The following is a 19,847-nucleotide window of genomic DNA, read 5'->3' as shown; positions in this document are numbered from 1 at the left end:
ATTATCTCGTTTATTATTATTATTATTATTATTATTATTATTATTATTATTATTATTATTGTCTTTATTGTTCATATTGTTATCATTTTTCTCAGTTATTGACAGTAGTGCAAAGATAAAATAAGTGTTCTGAATGCTGAACGAAAACCCAGTACTGGTAAAAACCTGAGAGCATACTAAAGAAATCCAGTCATGAATGAAAAATTCGTAAAGTATACTGAAGAAAACCGCTGTAGAATATCTTAACAGGCTTTCGGGATAAGAAAAAGAAAAAGAAAAAAGTTACAGCCTGGTTAGAGGCCGTAGTTCTCTGGCTTGAATACTTTGACTTCCTGTTTATATTTTGTAAGGCAGTCGCTCATGAACTTGTCAGCATCGTCAGTAAGAGCTTCAAAAGATGTCTTTGCGTTTGCAAGTGCAGTTGTTTCGAACCTTGAGAGTTCGAGCTTACCTTTTGCTCCTTCTTCGACGATTTTGATGGTTTCGAGAGCGGCATTCTTTGCACGGAGGTAGATGTCGTCTCCGTTCCTGACAATTGCCTCTCCTACCCTGTAGGCATGCGGATATGCGAGGACATAGCCCTGCGCGTCTCTGTACATATCGGAAGCCACGAGTATGTCTCTCAGTACTTTCTCGTTGCCCGACTGGAGAGCGACGTTCATCATGGAACAGTCATATGCAAGGGTCTCAGACCAGCACTGAACTGTGGTACCGCCGAATTCACCATGGTATTCGACAGATTCATTGGACCAGAGGTCACAGCACTGCATGACGATGTTACCCATCAGGTCAGAGTGGGCACAGGTTGAGGTCTTACCTTCCTGAGCAATCGGAACTCCTGCAATTGACTTGACAATTGTGTTTTCATAACCGCAGTCTTTACCAGGGCCAGTTGCACCTGCTTCGTATGCCACGAGAGATCTCGCTGCTGATATGGTCCTGGCAATTATTGCTATTGTATGGGCAAGGTTCTTGTCAAGAAGACCTCCTGCAATGAACATTGCGGTGTTTGCCTGGGCACAGTCTGTGTCGCCGGCTGACACCACGTTATTCTTCTTTGCAATGTCAGAAATGTCTTTCCAGATCATTTCCATATCCATGCTACCCAGAACGCCTATACCGAAAAGTATGCCGGCCATGTCGTTCCTGAGAATGGCATAGTCAAAGATTTCTTTTCCACCCATTGATTCTACAGAAAGCATGTCTGCGCCACTCTTTGCACACTGCTCAAAGGCTTCTAGGAAGGTGTTGTACTTGTCTCCCCCTCTGAGCTCGAGGAAGTCCCTGCTCTCACGAATATCACCAATGGTGTGACGGAGAGCACACTTGATGCCGTATTCATCATGGTAGTCTTCCATGATGGTTTTCTGGGCGTGTGCAACAGCTGCACCCCATTCGGGATTGTTGGACATCTGCTGGACGTGTTCGGTTTCCAGAACAACAGCTGGAGCACCGATCTGGACCATCCTTGCCATGATGTCGGTAGTGATCCTTTCATATTCTTTTATGAGCTTTTCTTTGGATGCACCTGCTTCAGGCCTGGGAGCGTAGTTTACTTCAGGAGTTGTGTAGCCGGCCCCGATCTCGAGCCCGAGCCCTGCTTTGACGGGCTTGACGGCTTTTCCAAAGATCATTTCATCTGCGCTTGCATAAGACATTTTAGTACATCTGTTTACTGCCATCTACTCCACCTCCTCAGTGTCTATGGAATTTCTCCCTTAGTTTCACAACGTTGTCCCCATTTGCCTTGATGAAATCGGCTATTTTAGCGGCATCGGCTGCTTCTTCACCGTAAACCCCAAGCTCATACTGGGACACGAAATCCTGATTCACAGCACCGCCACCACATGCAAATGGGATCCTGTAGCCTTTCTCCATAAGCTTATCATTAACTTCCTTGAATGCATACATGGTCGTGGTCATCAGAGCAGTACCTGTTAGCATCATGGGATTTTCTTTTTCAACAGTTGCGATGACCTCATCTACAGGAACATCTCTTCCAAGGTCTACAACGTCATAGCCAGCTGCTCTCAGTAGTGCAGCCACAATATTCTTTCCGATATCATGGACGTCACCTTCTGCAACATGGCATACTACTTTTCCTTTTACTGTGGGTGCCTTTCCTGCCTTCTGCTTAACATGGTCGATACCTTCCAGCATAGCGTCAGCAGACATCATAACGTTTGGCAGGAAAATAATTCCTTCATCGTAAAGTCTGGTGACTACCCCCATACCAACCATCAATGCGTCATCTATTAGGGAGATTGGGTCCTTTCCAGAGCTAATGGCCTTTTCCAGTCCTTCTACAACGTCATCTTCTTCGCCTTCAAAAATGGCCTTTGCTATCGGATAAATTAATTCATCTTTTGGGTAAAGTTCTTCTGCAGCTTCTTCTGGTGTCATTTGCTTTTCCATTTTTACATTATAACGCACCAGAATCATACTGGGATCTATTTCTATCAAATATTTAACCTCCATTTAAGCTCTTGAGGAGCAATCCCTGGTTTAAGTAGGGGTAAAGGTCGGGCTAAAAAAGTTCCTGGTAAGACCTATAAAATACCGAGATACCCTCTAATTCCCCATTTTTTGATAAGGATACCTAAATATGATCTAATCAGGTATTAATTCCCAGAATCTTCCCAATTTCTTAAAGGGACTTACAACTCCCCTTAATTTAATTGTGATTCTATATATATAAAATTCACTGAGCAAGTCTAAGGTTCTAAGACTGAAAATAAGTAATTTCAGTCCTTAACGATACTGTTTTTTTCCAGCCTATAAGGCTGTATTTTTTTACAACAGGTACAGGACTTCATGTTTTTAGTGTGAAAATAGTGGTAATCATAGCTGAAGATGTTTGAAAAGATATTTGAAAAGATATTAGTTATGAAAAGAAATTATTAACGAATATCCAGATCACTTTATATTTCTTTATATACTGTCCCCTCATTCTTCTGATGCCTTTATTTCCAAAAGCAATTTCCATTCTCTCTTATACGGCAGTTTTTTATTCTCACGCAAAAAGTATTTATACGAGAGCTGCGTTTAGGAGATTCCCTGATCCGAGAGGTCAGGCGGCATACGCTTATGGATTTGTTGAATTATTACTTCTTCAATAAAATCTGTATGCAAGTGTATGGTAAGCAAAAAGCTTTATATACAAGAACGGTCTTGTATATTCCTCTTGTACAGTTAATGTGCAAGTCTCGCCTTCTTCCGATTTCACTAATCGGAAATGCGCTGTCTTTGCAGGTTCAGGCAAAATTCTTTGCATGGTATCTGCTTTGAAAAGCTGCGAGGTGGGAAAAGCTTTATATACAAAAGCTGTCTTTTATGTATCCTTCACACAGCTCAAATGTGTGAAAGTCATAAGAAGCTTTATTTCAAAGAAATGTCTTGTATGGGTTCTTCACATCCATAATGTTGTGAACCTGACAATACAAAGCTTTATATACAAGAAGCGTCTTGTATGTATCCCTCACACAGGTCAAATGTGTGGGTTGAAAATCAAATTCAATTTCATCTTTTAATGGAGTCAGGAGTTATTTCCTGACTGACGAGGATTTGTCGGTTCGGTTAATTCTGGGTGATATTTGTTATACTACATTTATCGCGACATGAACTAACTGAATTGATAGTTGTTAGTGCAAGTTTCTGCGACCAAGACCTTTAATTTTGAAGTGTGCGATACAATAACAATTCTGGTTGATCCTGCCAGAGGTTACTGCTATCGGTGTTCGCCTAAGCCATGCGAGTCATATGTAGCAATACATGGCGTACTGCTCAGTAACACGTGGATAACCTGCCCTTGGGACCGGCATAACCCCGGGAAACTGGGGATAATTCCGGATAACGCATATTTGCTGGAATGCTTTATGCGTCAAAAGGATTCGTCTGCCCAAGGATGGGTCTGCGGCCTATCAGGTAGTAGTGGGTGTAATGTACCTACTAGCCAGCGACGGGTACGGGTTGTGAGAGCAAGAGCCCGGAGATGGATTCTGAGACATGAATCCAGGCCCTACGGGGCGCAGCAGGCGCGAAAACTTTACAATGCGGGAAACCGTGATAAGGGGACACCGAGTGCCAGCATCATATGCTGGCTGTCCGGATGTGTAAAATACATCCGTTAGCAAGGGCCGGGCAAGACCGGTGCCAGCCGCCGCGGTAACACCGGCGGCCCGAGTGGTGATCGTGATTATTGGGTCTAAAGGGTCCGTAGCCGGTTTGGTCAGTCCTCCGGGAAATCTGATAGCTTAACTATTAGGCTTTCGGGGGATACTGCCAGACTTGGAACCGGGAGAGGTAAGAGGTACTACAGGGGTAGGAGTGAAATCTTGTAATCCCTGTGGGACCACCTGTGGCGAAGGCGTCTTACCAGAACGGGTTCGACGGTGAGGGACGAAAGCTGGGGGCACGAACCGGATTAGATACCCGGGTAGTCCCAGCCGTAAACGATGCTCGCTAGGTGTCAGGCATGGCGCGACCGTGTCTGGTGCCGCAGGGAAGCCGTGAAGCGAGCCACCTGGGAAGTACGGCCGCAAGGCTGAAACTTAAAGGAATTGGCGGGGGAGCACAACAACGGGTGGAGCCTGCGGTTTAATTGGACTCAACGCCGGACAACTCACCGGGGGCGACAGCAATATGTAGGCCAAGCTGAAGACTTTGCCTGAATCGCTGAGAGGAGGTGCATGGCCGTCGCCAGTTCGTACTGTGAAGCATCCTGTTAAGTCAGGCAACGAGCGAGACCCGTGCCCACTGTTACCAGCATGTCCTCCGGGACGATGGGTACTCTGTGGGGACCGCCGATGTTAAATCGGAGGAAGGTGCGGGCCACGGTAGGTCAGTATGCCCCGAATCTCCCGGGCTACACGCGGGCTACAATGGATGGGACAATGGGTCCCTCCCCTGAAAAGGGCTGGTAATCTCACAAACCCATTCGTAGTTCGGATCGAGGGCTGTAACTCGCCCTCGTGAAGCTGGAATCCGTAGTAATCGCGTTTCAATATAGCGCGGTGAATACGTCCCTGCTCCTTGCACACACCGCCCGTCAAACCACCCGAGTGAGGTATGGGTGAGGGCACGGACTCTGTGCCGTGTTCGAACCTGTGCTTTGCAAGGGGGGTTAAGTCGTAACAAGGTAGCCGTAGGGGAATCTGCGGCTGGATCACCTCCTAAGCATAAAACAATGTCACCCAGATGCCGATAAACCGAACAAATCCTCAAACCTGAGATCCATTTGGATCTCTTGTCTCTCTCGGGCTTGTAGATCAGCTGGAAGATCGCTGCCTTTGCAAGGCAGAGGCCCTGGGTTCGAGTCCCAGCAAGTCCATTTTTGTGCACCCGGAAAGTAAATTTTCGGGGAAGGATGGATAGCCTGCGCGGAACCGCAGGCACATGAAGTCGTGTATAGGTGCTGTATATTGAACGCTAACTGGACCTGGTTAGGTATACAGGAATTATGCTATCAGGTGGATGGCTCGGCTCAAGAGCTGATGAAGGACGTGCCAAGCTGCGATAAGCCCGGGGTAGGTGCATGGATCCAATGAACCCGGGATCTCCGAATGGGACCTCTCCATAGTGATCAGTCATGATCGGGAACGCTCCGAATTGAAACATCTCAGTAGGAGCTGGAAAAGAAATCAAACGAGATGCCGTAAGTAACGGCGAGTGAAACCGGCACAGTTCAAACCGAATCCCTTCGGGGAAATGTGGTGTTGTAGGGCTGTTCAAAAGTCTCGCGGCAAAACCAAACTTGCCTGGAACGGCAGACCATAGAGTGTGACAGTCACGTAGGTGTAAGCCAGAAGACGGGAACATGTCCCTGAGTACCGTGCGTCGGATATCGTGCGGGAATCCGGGGGGCACCAACCTCCAAAACTAAATACTCCTTGAGACCGATAGCGAAATAGTAGGGTGACCGAACGCTGAAAAGTACCCCGAGAAGGGAGGTGCAAAGTGCCTGAAACCTGATAGTGATGGAACGATACGGCATGAAAGGATCTTTGATATGAAGGAACCACTCGCGAGAGTGTTGTACGAATATCACTGCCAGTGTCGTATCTTACGTTTTGAAGAACGGGCCAGGGAGTGTATCTTGATGGCAATGGCTAACCTTTTAATTGGGCAGCCGAAGCGAAAGCAACATGTGCGCAACCCTTACGGGTGAGGCACGACGTATACAAGTGCGTGGAGTCATCGGGGTACGACCCGAAGCCGGGTGATCTAGGCGTGGGCAGGTTGAAGCGTGGCGAAAGCTACGTGGAGGACCGCAAGCGGTATTGATCTGCAAATCATTCGTGTGACCTGCGTCTCGTAGTGAAATGCTAATCTAACCCGGCATCCGCTGGTTCCTTCCGAAACATGTCGCAGCATGACCTGACTGGAGATTGTCGGTGGAGTAGAGCACTGATTGGCGGTTCCGGGGGGGAAACCCCTCGCCCGCTTGTCAAACTCCAAACCCACTGTCATCAAAGATAGTCGGAGTCCGGACTGCTGGGGTAAGCTTGTAGTCCGTAAGGGAGACAACCCAGCCCGTGGTTAAGGTCCCCAAGTGTCGACTAAGTGTAAACACTAAAGGGCGTCCCAAGCCCAAGACAGCTGGAAGGTTAGCTTAGAAGCAGCTACCCTTCAAAGAGTGCGTAACAGCTCACCAGTCGAGGTTTGGGGCCCCGAAAATTGACGGGGCTCAAGTCGACCACCGATACCACGGAGTACCGTAAGGTAATCTCGTAGGAAGGCGTTGTGTTCGGGCTGAAGCAGGGCTGTGAAGTCCTGTGGACCGTTCACAAACGAAAATCCTGGTAATAGTAGCAGCATAGCAGGGTGAGAATCCCTGCCGCCGAAGGGGCCAGGTTTCCTCGGCAATGTTCGTCAGCCGAGGGTTAGTCGGTCCTAAGACGTACCGTAATTCGAGTACGCCAAAAGGGAAACAGGTTAATATTCCTGTACCATTTAGCACTGAGTCTGACGTCTCAGGGCAGGCCGAGCGGCGCCGTCGCGCCGTCTAAGCAGCGAATCCCGTGGAGAGCCGTAATGGCGAGAATCGGGCGAATCTGTAATGGCTCAAGTCGGCTGCACCCAGGGACCCGTGAAAAGGCAGCTAAATGTCCGTACCGAGAACTGACACAGGTGCCCCTAGCTGAAAAGGCTAAGGCGTGTCGGAGTACTTCAGTTAAGGGAATTCGGCAAATTAGCTCCGTAACTTCGGGATAAGGAGTGCCTGCTGTGAAGACAGCAGGTCGCAGTGACCAGGGGGCTCTAACTGTCTAATACCAACATAGGAGATTGCAAACCCGTAAGGGCTAGTACAATCTCTGAATCCTGCTCAGTGCAGGTACCTGAAACCCCGGTTCAACGGGAAGAAGGGCCTGTAAACAGCGGGGGTAACTATGACCCTCTTAAGGTAGCGTAGTACCTTGTCGCTTAATTGGCGACTTGCATGAATGGATCAATGAGAGCCCTACTGTCCCTAACTGGAATCCGGTGAAGCTTACATTCTAGTGCACAGTCTAGAGACCTCTAGGGGGAAGTGAAGACCCCGTGGAGCTTTACTGCAGCCTGTCGCTGGGTTGTGGTTCTGGATGTACAGAGTAGGTAGGAGGCATCGAAGCGTGTGCGCCAGCATGCGTGGAGCCACAATTGGGACACTACCCTTCTGGGACTACGACCCTAACTCTGCGAAGAGGACCCCGATAGGTGGGCAGTTTGCCTGGGGCGGGACGCCCTTGAAAAGATATCAAGGGCGCGCAATGGTTGACTCAAGTGGGTCGGAAACTCACTGAAGAGTGCAAGAGCATAAGTCAGCCTGACGTTATTCAGCACAGCAGTGGATGACGAGACGAAAGTCGGTTCTAGCGAACTTTTGAGCCTCCTTGGTGGGGGCCAAAAATGACAGAAAAGTTACCCCGGGGATAATTGAGTCGTTGCCGGCAAGAGTACATATCGACCCGGCAGCTTGCTACCTCGATGTCGGTTCTTTCCATCCTGGCCGTGCAGCAGCGGCCAAGGGTGAGGTTGTTCGCCTATTAAAGGAGATCGTGAGCTGGGTTTAGACCGTCGTGAGACAGGTCGGTTACTATCTACTAGAGGTGCACAAGGTCTGCGGGTAAGCTGCTTTTAGTACGAGAGGAACCAAGCAGCGGCGCCACTGGTGTACCGGTTGTCTGACAAGGCATCGCCGGGCAGCTACGCGCTAAGGAATAAGAGCTGAATGCATCTAAGCTCGAAATCTGACCTAAAAAGAGACCTTTTTAAGGATTCCGGTAGAAGACCGGTTTGATAGAAACGGGATGTAAGCACCAAGGCAACGAGGTGTTCAGTCCGCGTTCACTAACTATCCGTTCCTTTCCCTAATTCAGGTCCAGGCGAAATTCAGTATGCAGCACTAACACGACTTTCATATTCCCCTATCCTTTTTATAGGTTGAGTTTGGCGGCCATAGCGGCAGGGCAACTCCTGTACCCATCCCGAACACAGAAGATAAGCCTGCCCGCGTTCCTTACTGTACTGAAGTGTGCGAGCCTTCGGGAACTCTGGATCGCTGCCAAGCTCACCTTATAATACTTTAATTTTAAAACCGATTTTTGAAATTGTTTTTTCTAATATTGTCTTTTTGAATGATTTTTCTGGTTTTTTGTTTTGATCTTATTCTTGTTTTAATCATTTACTGTCTTTCAGAACTTCGTTTATCAAATATTGTAATTGTTTACTACTTGCAGTCTCAAGCTTTTAAGCTATATTTGTCGATAAATCAAGACATATGCCTGAGACATTCCTTAACTTTCATTCTTACTTCCGGAGCCGCGTTTTCAGATCTAAAGAGCGCGCACCTCACGGTATCTTAAATAGGGCATGAGTGGTGGGAAATTTGATTAGTTTATATTGTATACTAAAACAGTTTTGTGTTATTCTCCTCTCAGCTCAAGCCCTGCTTTTACTCCTTTTATAACTGCTCCAGTAATCTTTTTTCCAAACTCCGTACTCGAGCCTGCATAAGGGATTTCCTGATTTGTCTTACTTTTCGGGCTCGCGTCTGAGCAGGTCTTATATGCAACAATAACTGCATCCGTATTGGTGCCCAGAAAATTGTATCCTTTTTCGAGAAGAGCAAGCCCTTTAGCTTCAGTAGCTGTGATGATTGCACCGAAGAGAGCTGTTTCTGATAGCCTTGCTTTTGAGACCAGAATTATGTTTATGGTCCCTGCCTTTGCCCTGAATTCCGAGCCGTTGCTTACGCCAGCTGTTATAAAAGCTGTCATATAATCGTCTTCAATGACCTGGAGGTATTCCATATTTACTGCTGTCAGAAGACCGAGACTGGCTGTTTCTATTCCGTCTTTTCGAGCTTCTTCTCTTATGAACTCCTCAGGACTTGGGGGATTAAAAGTCCTTGGCACCTGTTTATTAAAAATGTATTCTACCCGCGCACGGCCGCCGTTTAATCCGGTGCTTACGGCTTCAAAATCACCTTTTATAATGAGTGTCTGGTCTTTTATGTGGTATTGCATGTAAGGGCTCCGTTTTTAAAGAGGATGTATATTTCATATAGGTGGCGAGTTGCGAGATAGTATTGTGAGATAATATTTTCCAAACTCGTTACATAAGGTTACGAGATTTTATATTAAGTATTCCGGTCCTCTCGGATAAGTATAGCATTACATTCAGACTCTTTATGCAGTGTACGGTAATTCTTACTGATGTCAAAGTTTCTTTTCAATTTTTTTAGTTTTATAAATAATTATTATAATGAACTGATAAATGCCATCTTCGTTAAGTCAAAAACTCATAATTTGAAAAAACCGAAAAATCTTAAAAGTGAAGAGCTAATCTCAAAGGCAAGGAGCTAATCTTAAAAGCGAAGAGTTAATCTTGAAGGCAAACAGCTGAAAAACCAGGACATCTTTCTCAACTGTTAAAATAGACTATAGAATTAGAAAAGAGATGTTAATTCTATTTCTAATAAAATAATAAACGAAACTTAAATATATTAATTTATCATTATTATATATGGTAATTGGTATGGATGAACTGGGGGCAGTTCTAAGAAGAATTGACCCGATCATTCTCAACCTTTTGATTCTTTTATTTTTTGTAATGCTGGGGCTGATTGTGGTTGAGTTGGTTCTTAAATGTTTGGTAATTTGTAGCCCTTTTTAAAAATCTCGGCTTTTCATTTATTTTCTTATTTTTCTCTCATTTTACTTTTTTCTTCGCTCTAAATCCCGGCTTCTTATGATATATGAATACCTGTTGCATAGAATTCCTGATTGATTTGGAAAACCTAAAAAACACTTTTATTTTAGTGGGATTGGAGTTTTAAGGGGTGTGAACATCTGTCTTTTCTCTGCTTTATCTATAAAATTACGCACGACCTTAAGGTACTCATCTGTTTTTTCAAGGTGGTGTTGATGCGATGCATCCTCAAAGATAACAATCTCAGAGACCGGAAGTATGATGATAGTATTCAGTTGTAAACGGGGTAGCCTCATCATAACGCCCGCAGGGGAAAAGGGTTGGGAGGATATTTCTTTCAGGCGATCTTCTCGCTTGTAGACTTTAAGCGTTCCTGTAATTGTAAACTTGCTTGGACCCACATTTGCTCATATACTTCATGCCTTAATTTTTCCATAGCTCTATCCATGCAGTCTGGACAAGGGTCAGGCGGTACATACGGATACCTGGTACTATTCGTTCCTTCATGGATGGGTTACTGATACAGCTGTATTAGCCAATATTTGTTTAAATTTATCTTATTATGTTAACTTATAATTTGTTAGCAATATAAAAAAAGAAATTCAAATAATGCAAATCAAGGAAATGGCATTATAATATACTATAATATAATGTCTTAAAGTTATCAATACAACTGAATACAAATGATGTCTTGTTATATAACAGAAAGTAAAAGAGTATGGAAATCAAAAAACTATAATTTATTCGCTGATTGTTGAAGGCAGGTGTTTTGTCGGCTAGGTAATGGAGATTTAAGGGGGAAATAAAAGTGAAAACGGGGCAATCTCCAGCAACAGACTCGAATCCTGTGCTCAGTGTGGCTGTGGCAAAGGATGGTGTCGTTTTTAACTCAAATGAGGCAGGTGAGTCCTTACTGCATGAGTGGGGAGTGAGAGTAGGAGATAAATTACCTCCACATATCGAAATTTTTGTTCAAAGGGCAATTTCCCGGGAAGCTATTGAAAAAATAGAAGTTAAAATAGGCAAGAGAGTGTACTTTGTTGTATTTCACCTCTTACCCGAACAAGAATGCGTAAACATTTACGGATTTGATATAAGTGACAGTAAAAATCTTGAGGAAGAACTTCTTGAAGGTGAAACTCAAGAAAAGGTGAACCTGGAACTTGCCGAGATTATTGACGCTAAAGCAATCCAGTCCCTTATGAATGATTTTTATAGGCTTTCTCATATCCCCATGGCCCTGCTTGATCTTAAGGGCAATATTCTGGTAAGTGTTGGATGGCAGGATATCTGCACAAAATTTCACAGGGTTAATCCTGAAACCTGCAAGTACTGCATAGAAAGTGACATAAATCTAACTGCTGACGTTGCTCCGGGAGAATATAAGCTGTACAGGTGCAAGAACAATATGTGGGACGTAGTGACTCCCATTATGGTGGAAGGGCAACATGTAGGCAATATCTTCTCAGGGCAGTTCCTTTTTGATAATGAGCCTCTTGACTACGGTCTTTTCCTGTCCCAGGCCAGAAAATACGGCTTCAATGAGGAAGAGTATATAAAAGTGCTTGAAAAGGTCCCGCGTTTGAGCAGGGAAGCTGTGGATACAGGCATGGCTTTCTTCATGACCTTTGCCAATATGATCTCACAACTAAGCTACAGCAATATCAAGCTGTCTCAATCCCTGGCTGAACGTGATGCTGTGGTAGACGCGCTGAGAGAGAGCGAGAAACGTGAGCGGGCTCGCTCGGATGAGCTGGCAGTAGTATTGGATGCTGTTCCGGTCTCCGTTTATATAGCACACGATCCCAAGGCTCTTCAGATAACCGGCAACCGCCTCTCCTATGAATGGGTGCATGCTCCTGAGGGTACAAACTTCTCCAAGTCCGCTCCTGAAGGAGAGAGACCCGAGTTGTTTAAGTTATTCAAGGACGGGGTGGAGATGCAGCCTGAAGATATGCCCTCACAGGTGGCAGCTGCAGGTAGAGAGGTAAACGATTTCGAGCTAAACGTTGTATCTTCGGAAGGCAAGATACGACATGTTCTGGGCAATGCAAGACCCCTGTGTGACGAGCAGGGTAACCCGCGCGGATCTATTTCTGCATTCATAGATATTACCGAACGCAAAAAGGCAGAAGAAGCTCTTAGATTATCAAATATCTATAATCGCAGCCTTATCGAAGCCAGTCTGGATCCTTTAGTAACCATTGGGCCTGATGGCAAAATTACTGATGTAAATAATGCTACAGAAAAGGTTACCGGATATTCCAGAAATGATTTAATCGGTACTGATTTTTCAGATTACTTTACTGAGCCCGAGAAAGCCCGTGCAGGCTATCAGCAGGTATTCATGGATGGTGAAGTTAGGGATTATTCTCTGGAGATTCAACATAAAGATGGGCATATAACTCCTGTTCTGTACAATGCTTCAGTTTATACAGACGAGAATAGCGAGGTTATTGGTGTTTTTGCTGCTGCACGCGATATCACCGAACGTAAGAAGGCGCTGGAAACGCTTCGCTGTAGCGAGGATCAGTTTCGGGGACTAGTCCAGAATGTAAAATCTGGAGTTGCGCTTATTGATGAGACTGGCAGGTTCGCAGTGGTAAACCCATCATTTATGCAGATTTTTGGCCTGGATAGCGAGCTCGACATTCTAAATATTAATAGTCAGGAATGGAGCAGATGGGAAGTCTATGGAGAGGATGGTAAACTACTGCATGTCGATGACCATCCCGTTAGAAAGGCTGTGAGAACCGGTAAGCCCGTGAAAGACCAGCTCGTAGCCGTGCGGAATCCCGAGGAAAACGAACTCACCTGGATGCTGATAAGCGCCGAACCGGTCATGAAAGAAAATGGCCATATATACAGGATAATCTGCACTTACCATGACATTACCGAACGCAAACGGGCTGAAGAGGCGCTGCGGAAGAGTGAGGAGCGTTTTCGTGCTCTTGTAACGGCCAGTTCAGAAGTGGTATATCGTGTGAGTCCTGATTGGAGCGAGATGCGCCAGCTCTATGGTCGAGGTTTTCTTGCAGATACGGAAATCCCAAGTAGCTCATGGCTTCAGGAATATGTCCCTCCGGAAGATCAGCCTCGTGTGACAGCCGTCGTCAATGAAGCTATAAGTACAAAGAGCATTTATCAGCTGGAACATCGGGTCCGGCTAGCAGACGGCAGCCTTGGATGGATCTTCTCGCGTGCGGTTCCTATGCTGAATGCTAACGGCGAAATCGTTGAATGGTTTGGTGCCGCCAGCGACATCACCGAGCGCAAACGGGCCGAAGAGGCACTTCGTGAAAGCGAGGAGCGTCTGCGTCTCCTGGGCGACAACTTACCGAACAGTGCAGTTTATCAGTATATCCATGAGCCCGACGGCAGTGTCCGGTTTCTGTACTTCAGCACAGGTATCGAACGGCTCAACGGCATCAATGTCCAGGATGTGCTGTGTGACCCCAGCACACTGTACAGGCAAGTTCCGCCGGAATATTTAGAACGGGTCTTTGAAGCAGAGGCGCTTAGTGCGAGAGAGTTGTCGGATTTTGATATGGAAGTACCTATGCGGCTGCCAGATGGTCAGGAGAAGTGGATGCGACTTCACTCTCGTCCTCGCCGGCTTCCCGACGGCCGAACGATATGGGATGGCGTTCAAATAGATGTCACTAAGCAAAAGCAGGCAGAGGAAGATCTAAATAAAGTACATTATAATCTGGAAAAATTAGTTAAAGAGCGTACATCAGAGCTTGAAAAGGCTTATATTTCATTGAAAGAAAGTGAAAAAGGCCTCGCTGAAGCTCAAAGAATGGCTCATATTGGAAACTGGGAATGGGACATTGTAACTGGTAAAGCATATTGGTCTGAGGAAATGTATCGTATCTTCAGATGCGATTCTAGAGAATCAGCACCGTCTTATAACGAATTTTTAAATTACGTACATCCGGAAGATCGAGATTATTTGGATAGCGTCCTTAAGAAAGCTGTAAAAGGAGAAACTCACAGTATTGAATATAGAATCGTCTTGGGTAATGGGGAAGAGCGTGCAGTCCATATGCAATCTGAGGTCATTTTTGATGGAAAAAACAACCCTATCCGGATCAAAGGAATAATTCAGGATATTACAGAGCGTAAAGAAACAGAAGAAACCCTGAAAAATATTGAGACTGCCCGTAAAAAGGAAATCCACCATCGGATTAAGAATAATTTGCAGGTAATTTCCTCACTACTTGACCTTCAGGCTGATAAGTTCGATAATCCGACAGTTATTGAGGCTTTCAGAGAAAGCCAGAACCGGGTTATATCTATGGCTCTCATCCACGAAGAACTTTATAAAGGGGAAAATACCGATACTCTTAACTTTTCAACTTACATAAAAGAGTTAGCTGAAAATCTTTTCCAGACTTATAGCCTTAGTAGCAAAAACATCCATCTGAATATGGATCTGGAAGAAAATGCGTTATTTAATATGGATGTTGCTGTCCCGCTGGGAATAATTATCAATGAACTCGTTTCCAATTCCCTCAAACATGCATTTCCGGGCAGAGACAGTGGAGAAGTCCGAATCGAACTCCGCAGAGAAAAAAATGGAAAGCACAAAAAGGAATGTAATAAGGTCACCAGTTTTATTCTGGCTGTTTCAGACAATGGTATAGGCATTTCTGAAAATCTCAAAATTGAAGTTGCTGGTAGTCTTGGCATACAGCTGATAACCGCCCTTGTTCATCAGTTAGATGGGGAACTTGAACTTAATAGGAATAACGGAGCTGAATTTATTATTAAGTTTTCAGTAAGAGAAAAAAGTAATCAGGCGTCACATCCAGCAGTATAAAAGAATAAGTTAGGCATATTGCTGCCTAAGAGAGGGAGCCAGAGGGGAATATGGACACAAAAATGAAGCAATTTCCGACAAATATCTCTAATCCTGTGCTCAGTGTTGGAATGGATGGGACTGTTCTTTACTCAAATGAGGCTGGGGAGCCCTTGTTGCATGAGTGGGGCGTTAGAGTCGGAGAAAAATTGCCTTCAAGTATCGGATATATTGCGCAAAGGGTAATTTCTCGGAATAACCCGGAAAAAATCGAAGTTAAAGTGGGAAAAAGCGTATATCTGATTGTTTTTCACCCCTTATCCATGCAGGAGTGCGTAAACATTTCTGGATTCGATATAAGTGGTCAGAAAGAGTTTGAAGAAAAGCCTCTGGAGAGCAAAGAGAAATATCAGGATCTCTTCAATTTGACTGAACAGGCGGTACAGATTGGCGAGATCGTCTTTGATGAAAACGGTCGGTCAATCGATAATATAATTCTTGATGTTAATCTCGCGTATGAGAAGCATTCAGGTCTCAGGCGAGAACAGGTTATCGGTCGGGGTTTCAAAGAGATATTCCCCATCGTTGAGCAGAGATGGCTGGATCGCTACGGAGAGGTTGTTCGCACAGGTATGGGAATGCACTTCGAAGAATACAACGCTTCTCTTGACAGATGGTTCGAAGTATTTGCAAGCCCGATGGGAAGTAATCGTTTCATTGCGGTCTTTAGCGACATCACCAGGCACAAGCAGACAGAAGAGGATCTTCTCCGGTCGGAGCAACATTATCGACTTTTACATGAGACTATGCTTCAAGGTGTGGTCTACCAGGATGCAAGCGGTAAGATAATCTCCATGAATCCCGCAGCTGAGAGAATTCTTGGTAAAACTCCAGCTGAGTTCCTGGGTAGCTCTTCTGTGGGTGAAGAGTATCTTACTATCCGGGAGGACGGCTCTATGTTCCCGGGACTCGAGCATCCAGCTATGGTGTCCCTGCGAACAGGGCAGAAAGTGCAGGGCGTGGTGATGGGAGTTTACAATCCCCGGGAGAACTTCTATCGCTGGATCAACATTAATGCTGTGCCCATTTTCCGGACTGGAGAAGACAGGCCCTTCCAGGTATACACCCTGTTTGATGATATAACTGAACGCAAGCAGGAAGAACACAGGATACGCAGATACAATCGTATCCTTAAGGGAATCAACCGGATCTTCAGCAATGTAGTGCAGGCAAAAACAGAAGAAGAAGTGGGAAATGCATGTCTATCTGTAGCCCTGGAAGTGACCGGCAGCGAGTTTGGTTTCATTAATGAAATGGGTACCGACGGCCTTCTCCATGATGTTGCAAAAAGCGATCTGGGATGGGAACGGTGCTTCATGTACGACAAGACCGGACATCGCCGTCCTCCGAGCTTTTTTGCTGTCCATGGCCTGTACGGCAGTGTCATTATCAATGAGAAAGGCTTCTTTACCAGCGATCCGCCATCACATCCCGACAGTATCGGGATTCCATATGGTCATCCGCCGCTCACATCGTTTCTTGGCGTACCGCTTGTCCAGGACGGGAAAACGATTGGCTTGATCGCGGTTGCAAATCGTGAAGGGGGCTACAGCTCTGAGCAGCAGGAGGATCTCGAAGCTATCGCGCCGGCGGTGGTGCAGGCTCTGCAGAGGAAAAAGGCGGAAGAAGCTCTCAGGTTATCAAATATTTATAATCGTAGCCTTATCGAATCCAGTTTGGATCCTTTAGTAACCATTGGGCGTGATGGTAAAATTACGGATGTGAATTGTGCTACAGAACAGGTTACCGGATATTCCAGAAATGATTTGATTAAAACTGATTTTTCAGATTACTTTACTGAGCCTGAGAATGCTCGTGCAGGCTATAAGCAGGTATTTACAGATGGTGAAGTCCGGGATTATCCCCTTGAGATTCAGCATAAGGATGGACACATAACCCCTGTTTTGTACAATGCTTCAGTCTATAGAGACGAGAATGGAGAGGTTATTGGTGTTTTTGCGGCTGCCCGTGACATCACCGAGCGCAAGAGGGCGGAGCACCAGCTCAGTAACGAACTGGCGCGAGCGACCGGCTTATATGAGCTCTATACCCGATCATCGAACCTATCAGACCGCGAGCTCTACGATTTCGCACTCAATCAAGCCGTCAAGATAACCGATAGCACGATCGGCTTCTTTCACCTCGTCTCCGAGGACGAAAAAGAGATCATCCTCACCACCTGGAACCAGGAAGCATTGAGGTCATGCACGGCAGGGAACGAAGGGCACTACCCTATTGAAAAGGCAGGTAACTGGGTCGATTGCGTCCGGCTCAAGCGGCCGGTGGTCTACAATGACTTTCCTTCCTCACCGAACCAAAAAGGGCTGCCTGCCGGACACGCTACAGTGAATCGATTCATGAGCGTGCCGGTCACCGAGAACGGCAAGGTGAGGGTTATCTTCGGTGTGGGCAACAAGGTGGATGAGTACGACGACCGCGATGTTATGCAACTCCAATTGGTGGCCAATGAGCTTCACAAGATTATGAAGCTGCGCCGCATCGAGAATGAGGTTCGGGAGAGCGAGGCCTTCCTCCGAGACATCATGGAGAACGTCTCAGACGCCATCTTCGTCAAGGATAGAGAAGCCCGGATGATCCTGGCAAATACAGCTTTCTATAGGCTTATGGGCAAACCCCCTGAAGAGGTCCTCGGTAAGACCGTTGCCGATTTTCACCCTCCTGAGATCGCCAGGAAGCTAGCGGAGGACGACAAACGAGTCATGGAGGCCGGAAAAGGGACAACCTTAGAGGAGAGAATATTTACATCATATGGATGGCGCATCCTCCAGACTGTAAAAGCACCGTACTATGATGGACAGGGCAACATCATAGGATTGATAGGGGCTGCCCGTGACATCACCGAGCGCAAAAAAGCAGAAGAAGCTCTAAAAAAAGCATATGACAATTTAGATAAACTGGTTAAAGAACGTACAGCGGAGCTTGAGAAAGCTTATACCTCCTTGAAAGAAAGTGAAAAAGGTCTTGCTGAAGCTCAAAAGATGGCTCACATTGGAAATTGGGATTTGGATCTTGTAACTGGTGAAGTATTCTGGTCTGATGAGTTATATCAGATTTTTGGACGTAATCCTCAAGAATCAGGCGCAACTTACCATGAACTTTTAAATTATATACATCCCGATGATCGAGATTTTGTGGATAGTGCTATCAAGAAAGGTTTAAACGAAAAGCCATCTGGCATTGATTACAGGGTTGTACTGGCTAACGGGGAAGAACGCAACGTCCATGCGGAGAGCGAAGTCATTTTTGATGAGAATGATGTTCCTGTTCGAGCGAAGGGAATAGTCCAGGATATTACTGAGCGTAAAAAATCAGAAGAGAAAATTCGAAACTTAGCGAATATCGTGGAATCATCAAGTGATGCTATTGGCACTATATCCCTTGAGGGCGTTATTACAAGCTGGAATAAAGGAGCAGAGCAGGTTTATGGTTATTCAGCGGAAGAAATTCTTGGAAAGACTGAGTCCATCCTGACTCTACCCCATTTAAGTGAAGAAACAAAAAAATTAACTGACAGGGTTATAAAGGGAGAAAGAATCAATAATTATGAGACTTCACGGTTAAGAAAAGACGGCACAATAATAAATGTTTCATTAACTCTTTCTCCGGTTTTTGACGCCTCTGGAAAGCTGACTGCTGTCTCAGTCATTGCTAGAGATATAACCGAAAGAAAAAGAGTAGAAGAAAAACTTCGGGAAAGTGAGGAAAAGTACCGCAACATTGTAGAGACAGCAAACGAAGGTATACTCATAATAGACGATGAAGCCATAATCACTTACGCTAATAAGAAAATGGCGGATATGCTCGGATACACTCTGGAAGAAGGTCTTGGCAGACCGGTATGGGACTTTGCCGATGAAGAAAGTAAGACTATCCTCAAACAGAGTCTGGAAAAGAGACGGCAGGGTATCAATGGGAGTTACGAATTGAAATTAATATGTAAGGATGGCTCATCCTTATGGGCACTCATAAATGCTAAATCCATTTTTGATAAAGATGGCAAGTTTATGGGTACGGTGAGCATGCTCACTGATATTACCAAACGTAAAAAGGCTGAAGAAGCTCTGGAAAGGATGGATAAAGCCCGGATAAAAGAGATTCATCACAGAATCAAGAACAATTTGCAGATAATCTCTTCCCTGCTGGATCTCCAGGCTGAAAAGTTCGAGGACGAAAATGTTATAGAGTCTTTCAGGGAAGGCCAGAACAGGGTAATCTCAATGTCCCTCATCCATGAGGAACTCTATAAAGGAGAAGGGACCGATACACTGGACTTTTCTGCATACTTTAAAAAGTTAGCTGAAAACCTTTTCAAGACATACAACCTTAGCAGTAAAAATATCAGTCTGAGCATGGACCTGGAAGAAGACACTTTCTTTGATATGGATACTGCTGTCCCGTTAGGAATAATTGTTAATGAGTTAGTTTCAAATTCCCTCAAGCATGCATTTAACGAAGACGAAGAAGGGAAAATCCGAATCAAACTCTGCAGGGAAGAGAAGAATAGTGAGATGGGCATGTCTCTTTTTAGCCTGACAGTCTCGGACGACGGGAAAGGGCTTCCTGATGACATGGAATTAAAATGCGTCGAGTCACTTGGCCTTCAGTTAGTAAATATCCTTGTTGACCAGCTTGATGGAGAACTCCAACTTAAGCGGGGACAGGGTACGGAATTCACCGTCAAGTTTAAAGTAATAGAAAAAGATAATCCGGCTCATGCAGGCTTAAAATCACAAAAAAACGGATAAAAAAGTTTGGTGCGAGGGATTATTCA

At 45.4% G+C, this 19,847-nt stretch carries 6 protein-coding genes, 1 tRNA gene and 3 rRNA genes; 6 read left to right on the top strand and 4 right to left on the bottom strand.

Annotated features, from left to right (window positions below):
- Window positions 1–293: 293 nt before the first annotated feature.
- Window positions 294–1,682 (bottom strand): methanol--corrinoid protein co-methyltransferase MtaB, encoded by a 1,389-nt coding sequence (gene mtaB, locus M886_RS15490; RefSeq protein ID WP_048051450.1) that lies wholly within the window; start codon window positions 1,680–1,682, stop codon window positions 294–296.
- A gap of 13 nt (window positions 1,683–1,695) precedes the next feature.
- Entirely contained in the window at window positions 1,696–2,478 is a 783-nt protein-coding gene (mtaC, locus tag M886_RS15485; protein ID WP_084685105.1) for a methanol--corrinoid protein MtaC, read from the bottom strand.
- A 1,220-nt stretch (window positions 2,479–3,698) separates the two neighbouring features.
- On the opposite strand from mtaC, the gene M886_RS15475 reads away from it, so the two are divergent.
- The 4 genes from M886_RS15475 to rrf all read left to right on the top strand — a co-directional run bounded on the left by M886_RS15475 (window position 3,699) and on the right by rrf (window position 8,548).
- Window positions 3,699–5,173: ribosomal RNA gene (locus M886_RS15475) — 16S ribosomal RNA — on the top strand.
- An 83-nt stretch (window positions 5,174–5,256) separates the two neighbouring features.
- A tRNA-Ala gene (locus M886_RS15470) sits at window positions 5,257–5,329 on the top strand.
- Window positions 5,330–5,444: 115 nt separating this feature from the next.
- Window positions 5,445–8,351: ribosomal RNA gene (locus tag M886_RS15465) — 23S ribosomal RNA — on the top strand.
- Window positions 8,352–8,426: 75 nt separating this feature from the next.
- Window positions 8,427–8,548 (top strand): 5S ribosomal RNA (gene rrf, locus M886_RS15460).
- Together the 16S, 23S and 5S rRNA genes with 1 tRNA gene alongside form the textbook arrangement of a ribosomal RNA operon.
- Window positions 8,549–8,903: 355 nt before the next feature.
- Here the strand turns inward: rrf and cbiZ are convergent.
- Both cbiZ and M886_RS15450 read right to left on the bottom strand, forming a co-directional pair.
- Window positions 8,904–9,506: an adenosylcobinamide amidohydrolase gene (gene cbiZ, locus M886_RS15455; protein ID WP_048051448.1), complete on the bottom strand. Its 603-nt coding sequence runs from the start codon at window positions 9,504–9,506 to the stop codon at window positions 8,904–8,906.
- A 786-nt stretch (window positions 9,507–10,292) separates the two neighbouring features.
- Window positions 10,293–10,592 (bottom strand): hypothetical protein, encoded by a 300-nt coding sequence (locus M886_RS15450; RefSeq protein WP_053228909.1) that lies wholly within the window; start codon window positions 10,590–10,592, stop codon window positions 10,293–10,295.
- Between the two features lie 407 nt (window positions 10,593–10,999).
- Between M886_RS15450 and M886_RS19255 the strand changes: the two genes are divergently transcribed.
- Together M886_RS19255 and M886_RS15435 are read left to right on the top strand one after the other, a co-directional pair.
- On the top strand, window positions 11,000–15,016 hold the full coding sequence (locus tag M886_RS19255) for a PAS domain S-box protein (protein ID WP_084685104.1): 4,017 nt from the start codon (window positions 11,000–11,002) through the stop codon (window positions 15,014–15,016).
- Window positions 15,017–15,066: 50 nt separating this feature from the next.
- Complete coding sequence (locus M886_RS15435; RefSeq protein ID WP_048051447.1) at window positions 15,067–19,821, top strand: PAS domain S-box protein; 4,755 nt, start codon at window positions 15,067–15,069, stop codon at window positions 19,819–19,821.
- Window positions 19,822–19,847 lie beyond the last annotated feature (26 nt).

Source organism: Methanosarcina soligelidi, from assembly GCF_000744315.1.
In the GTDB taxonomy this organism is placed as follows: Archaea; Halobacteriota; Methanosarcinia; order Methanosarcinales; family Methanosarcinaceae; genus Methanosarcina; species Methanosarcina mazei.
This window is presented reverse-complemented; position numbering and strand designations above follow the sequence as displayed.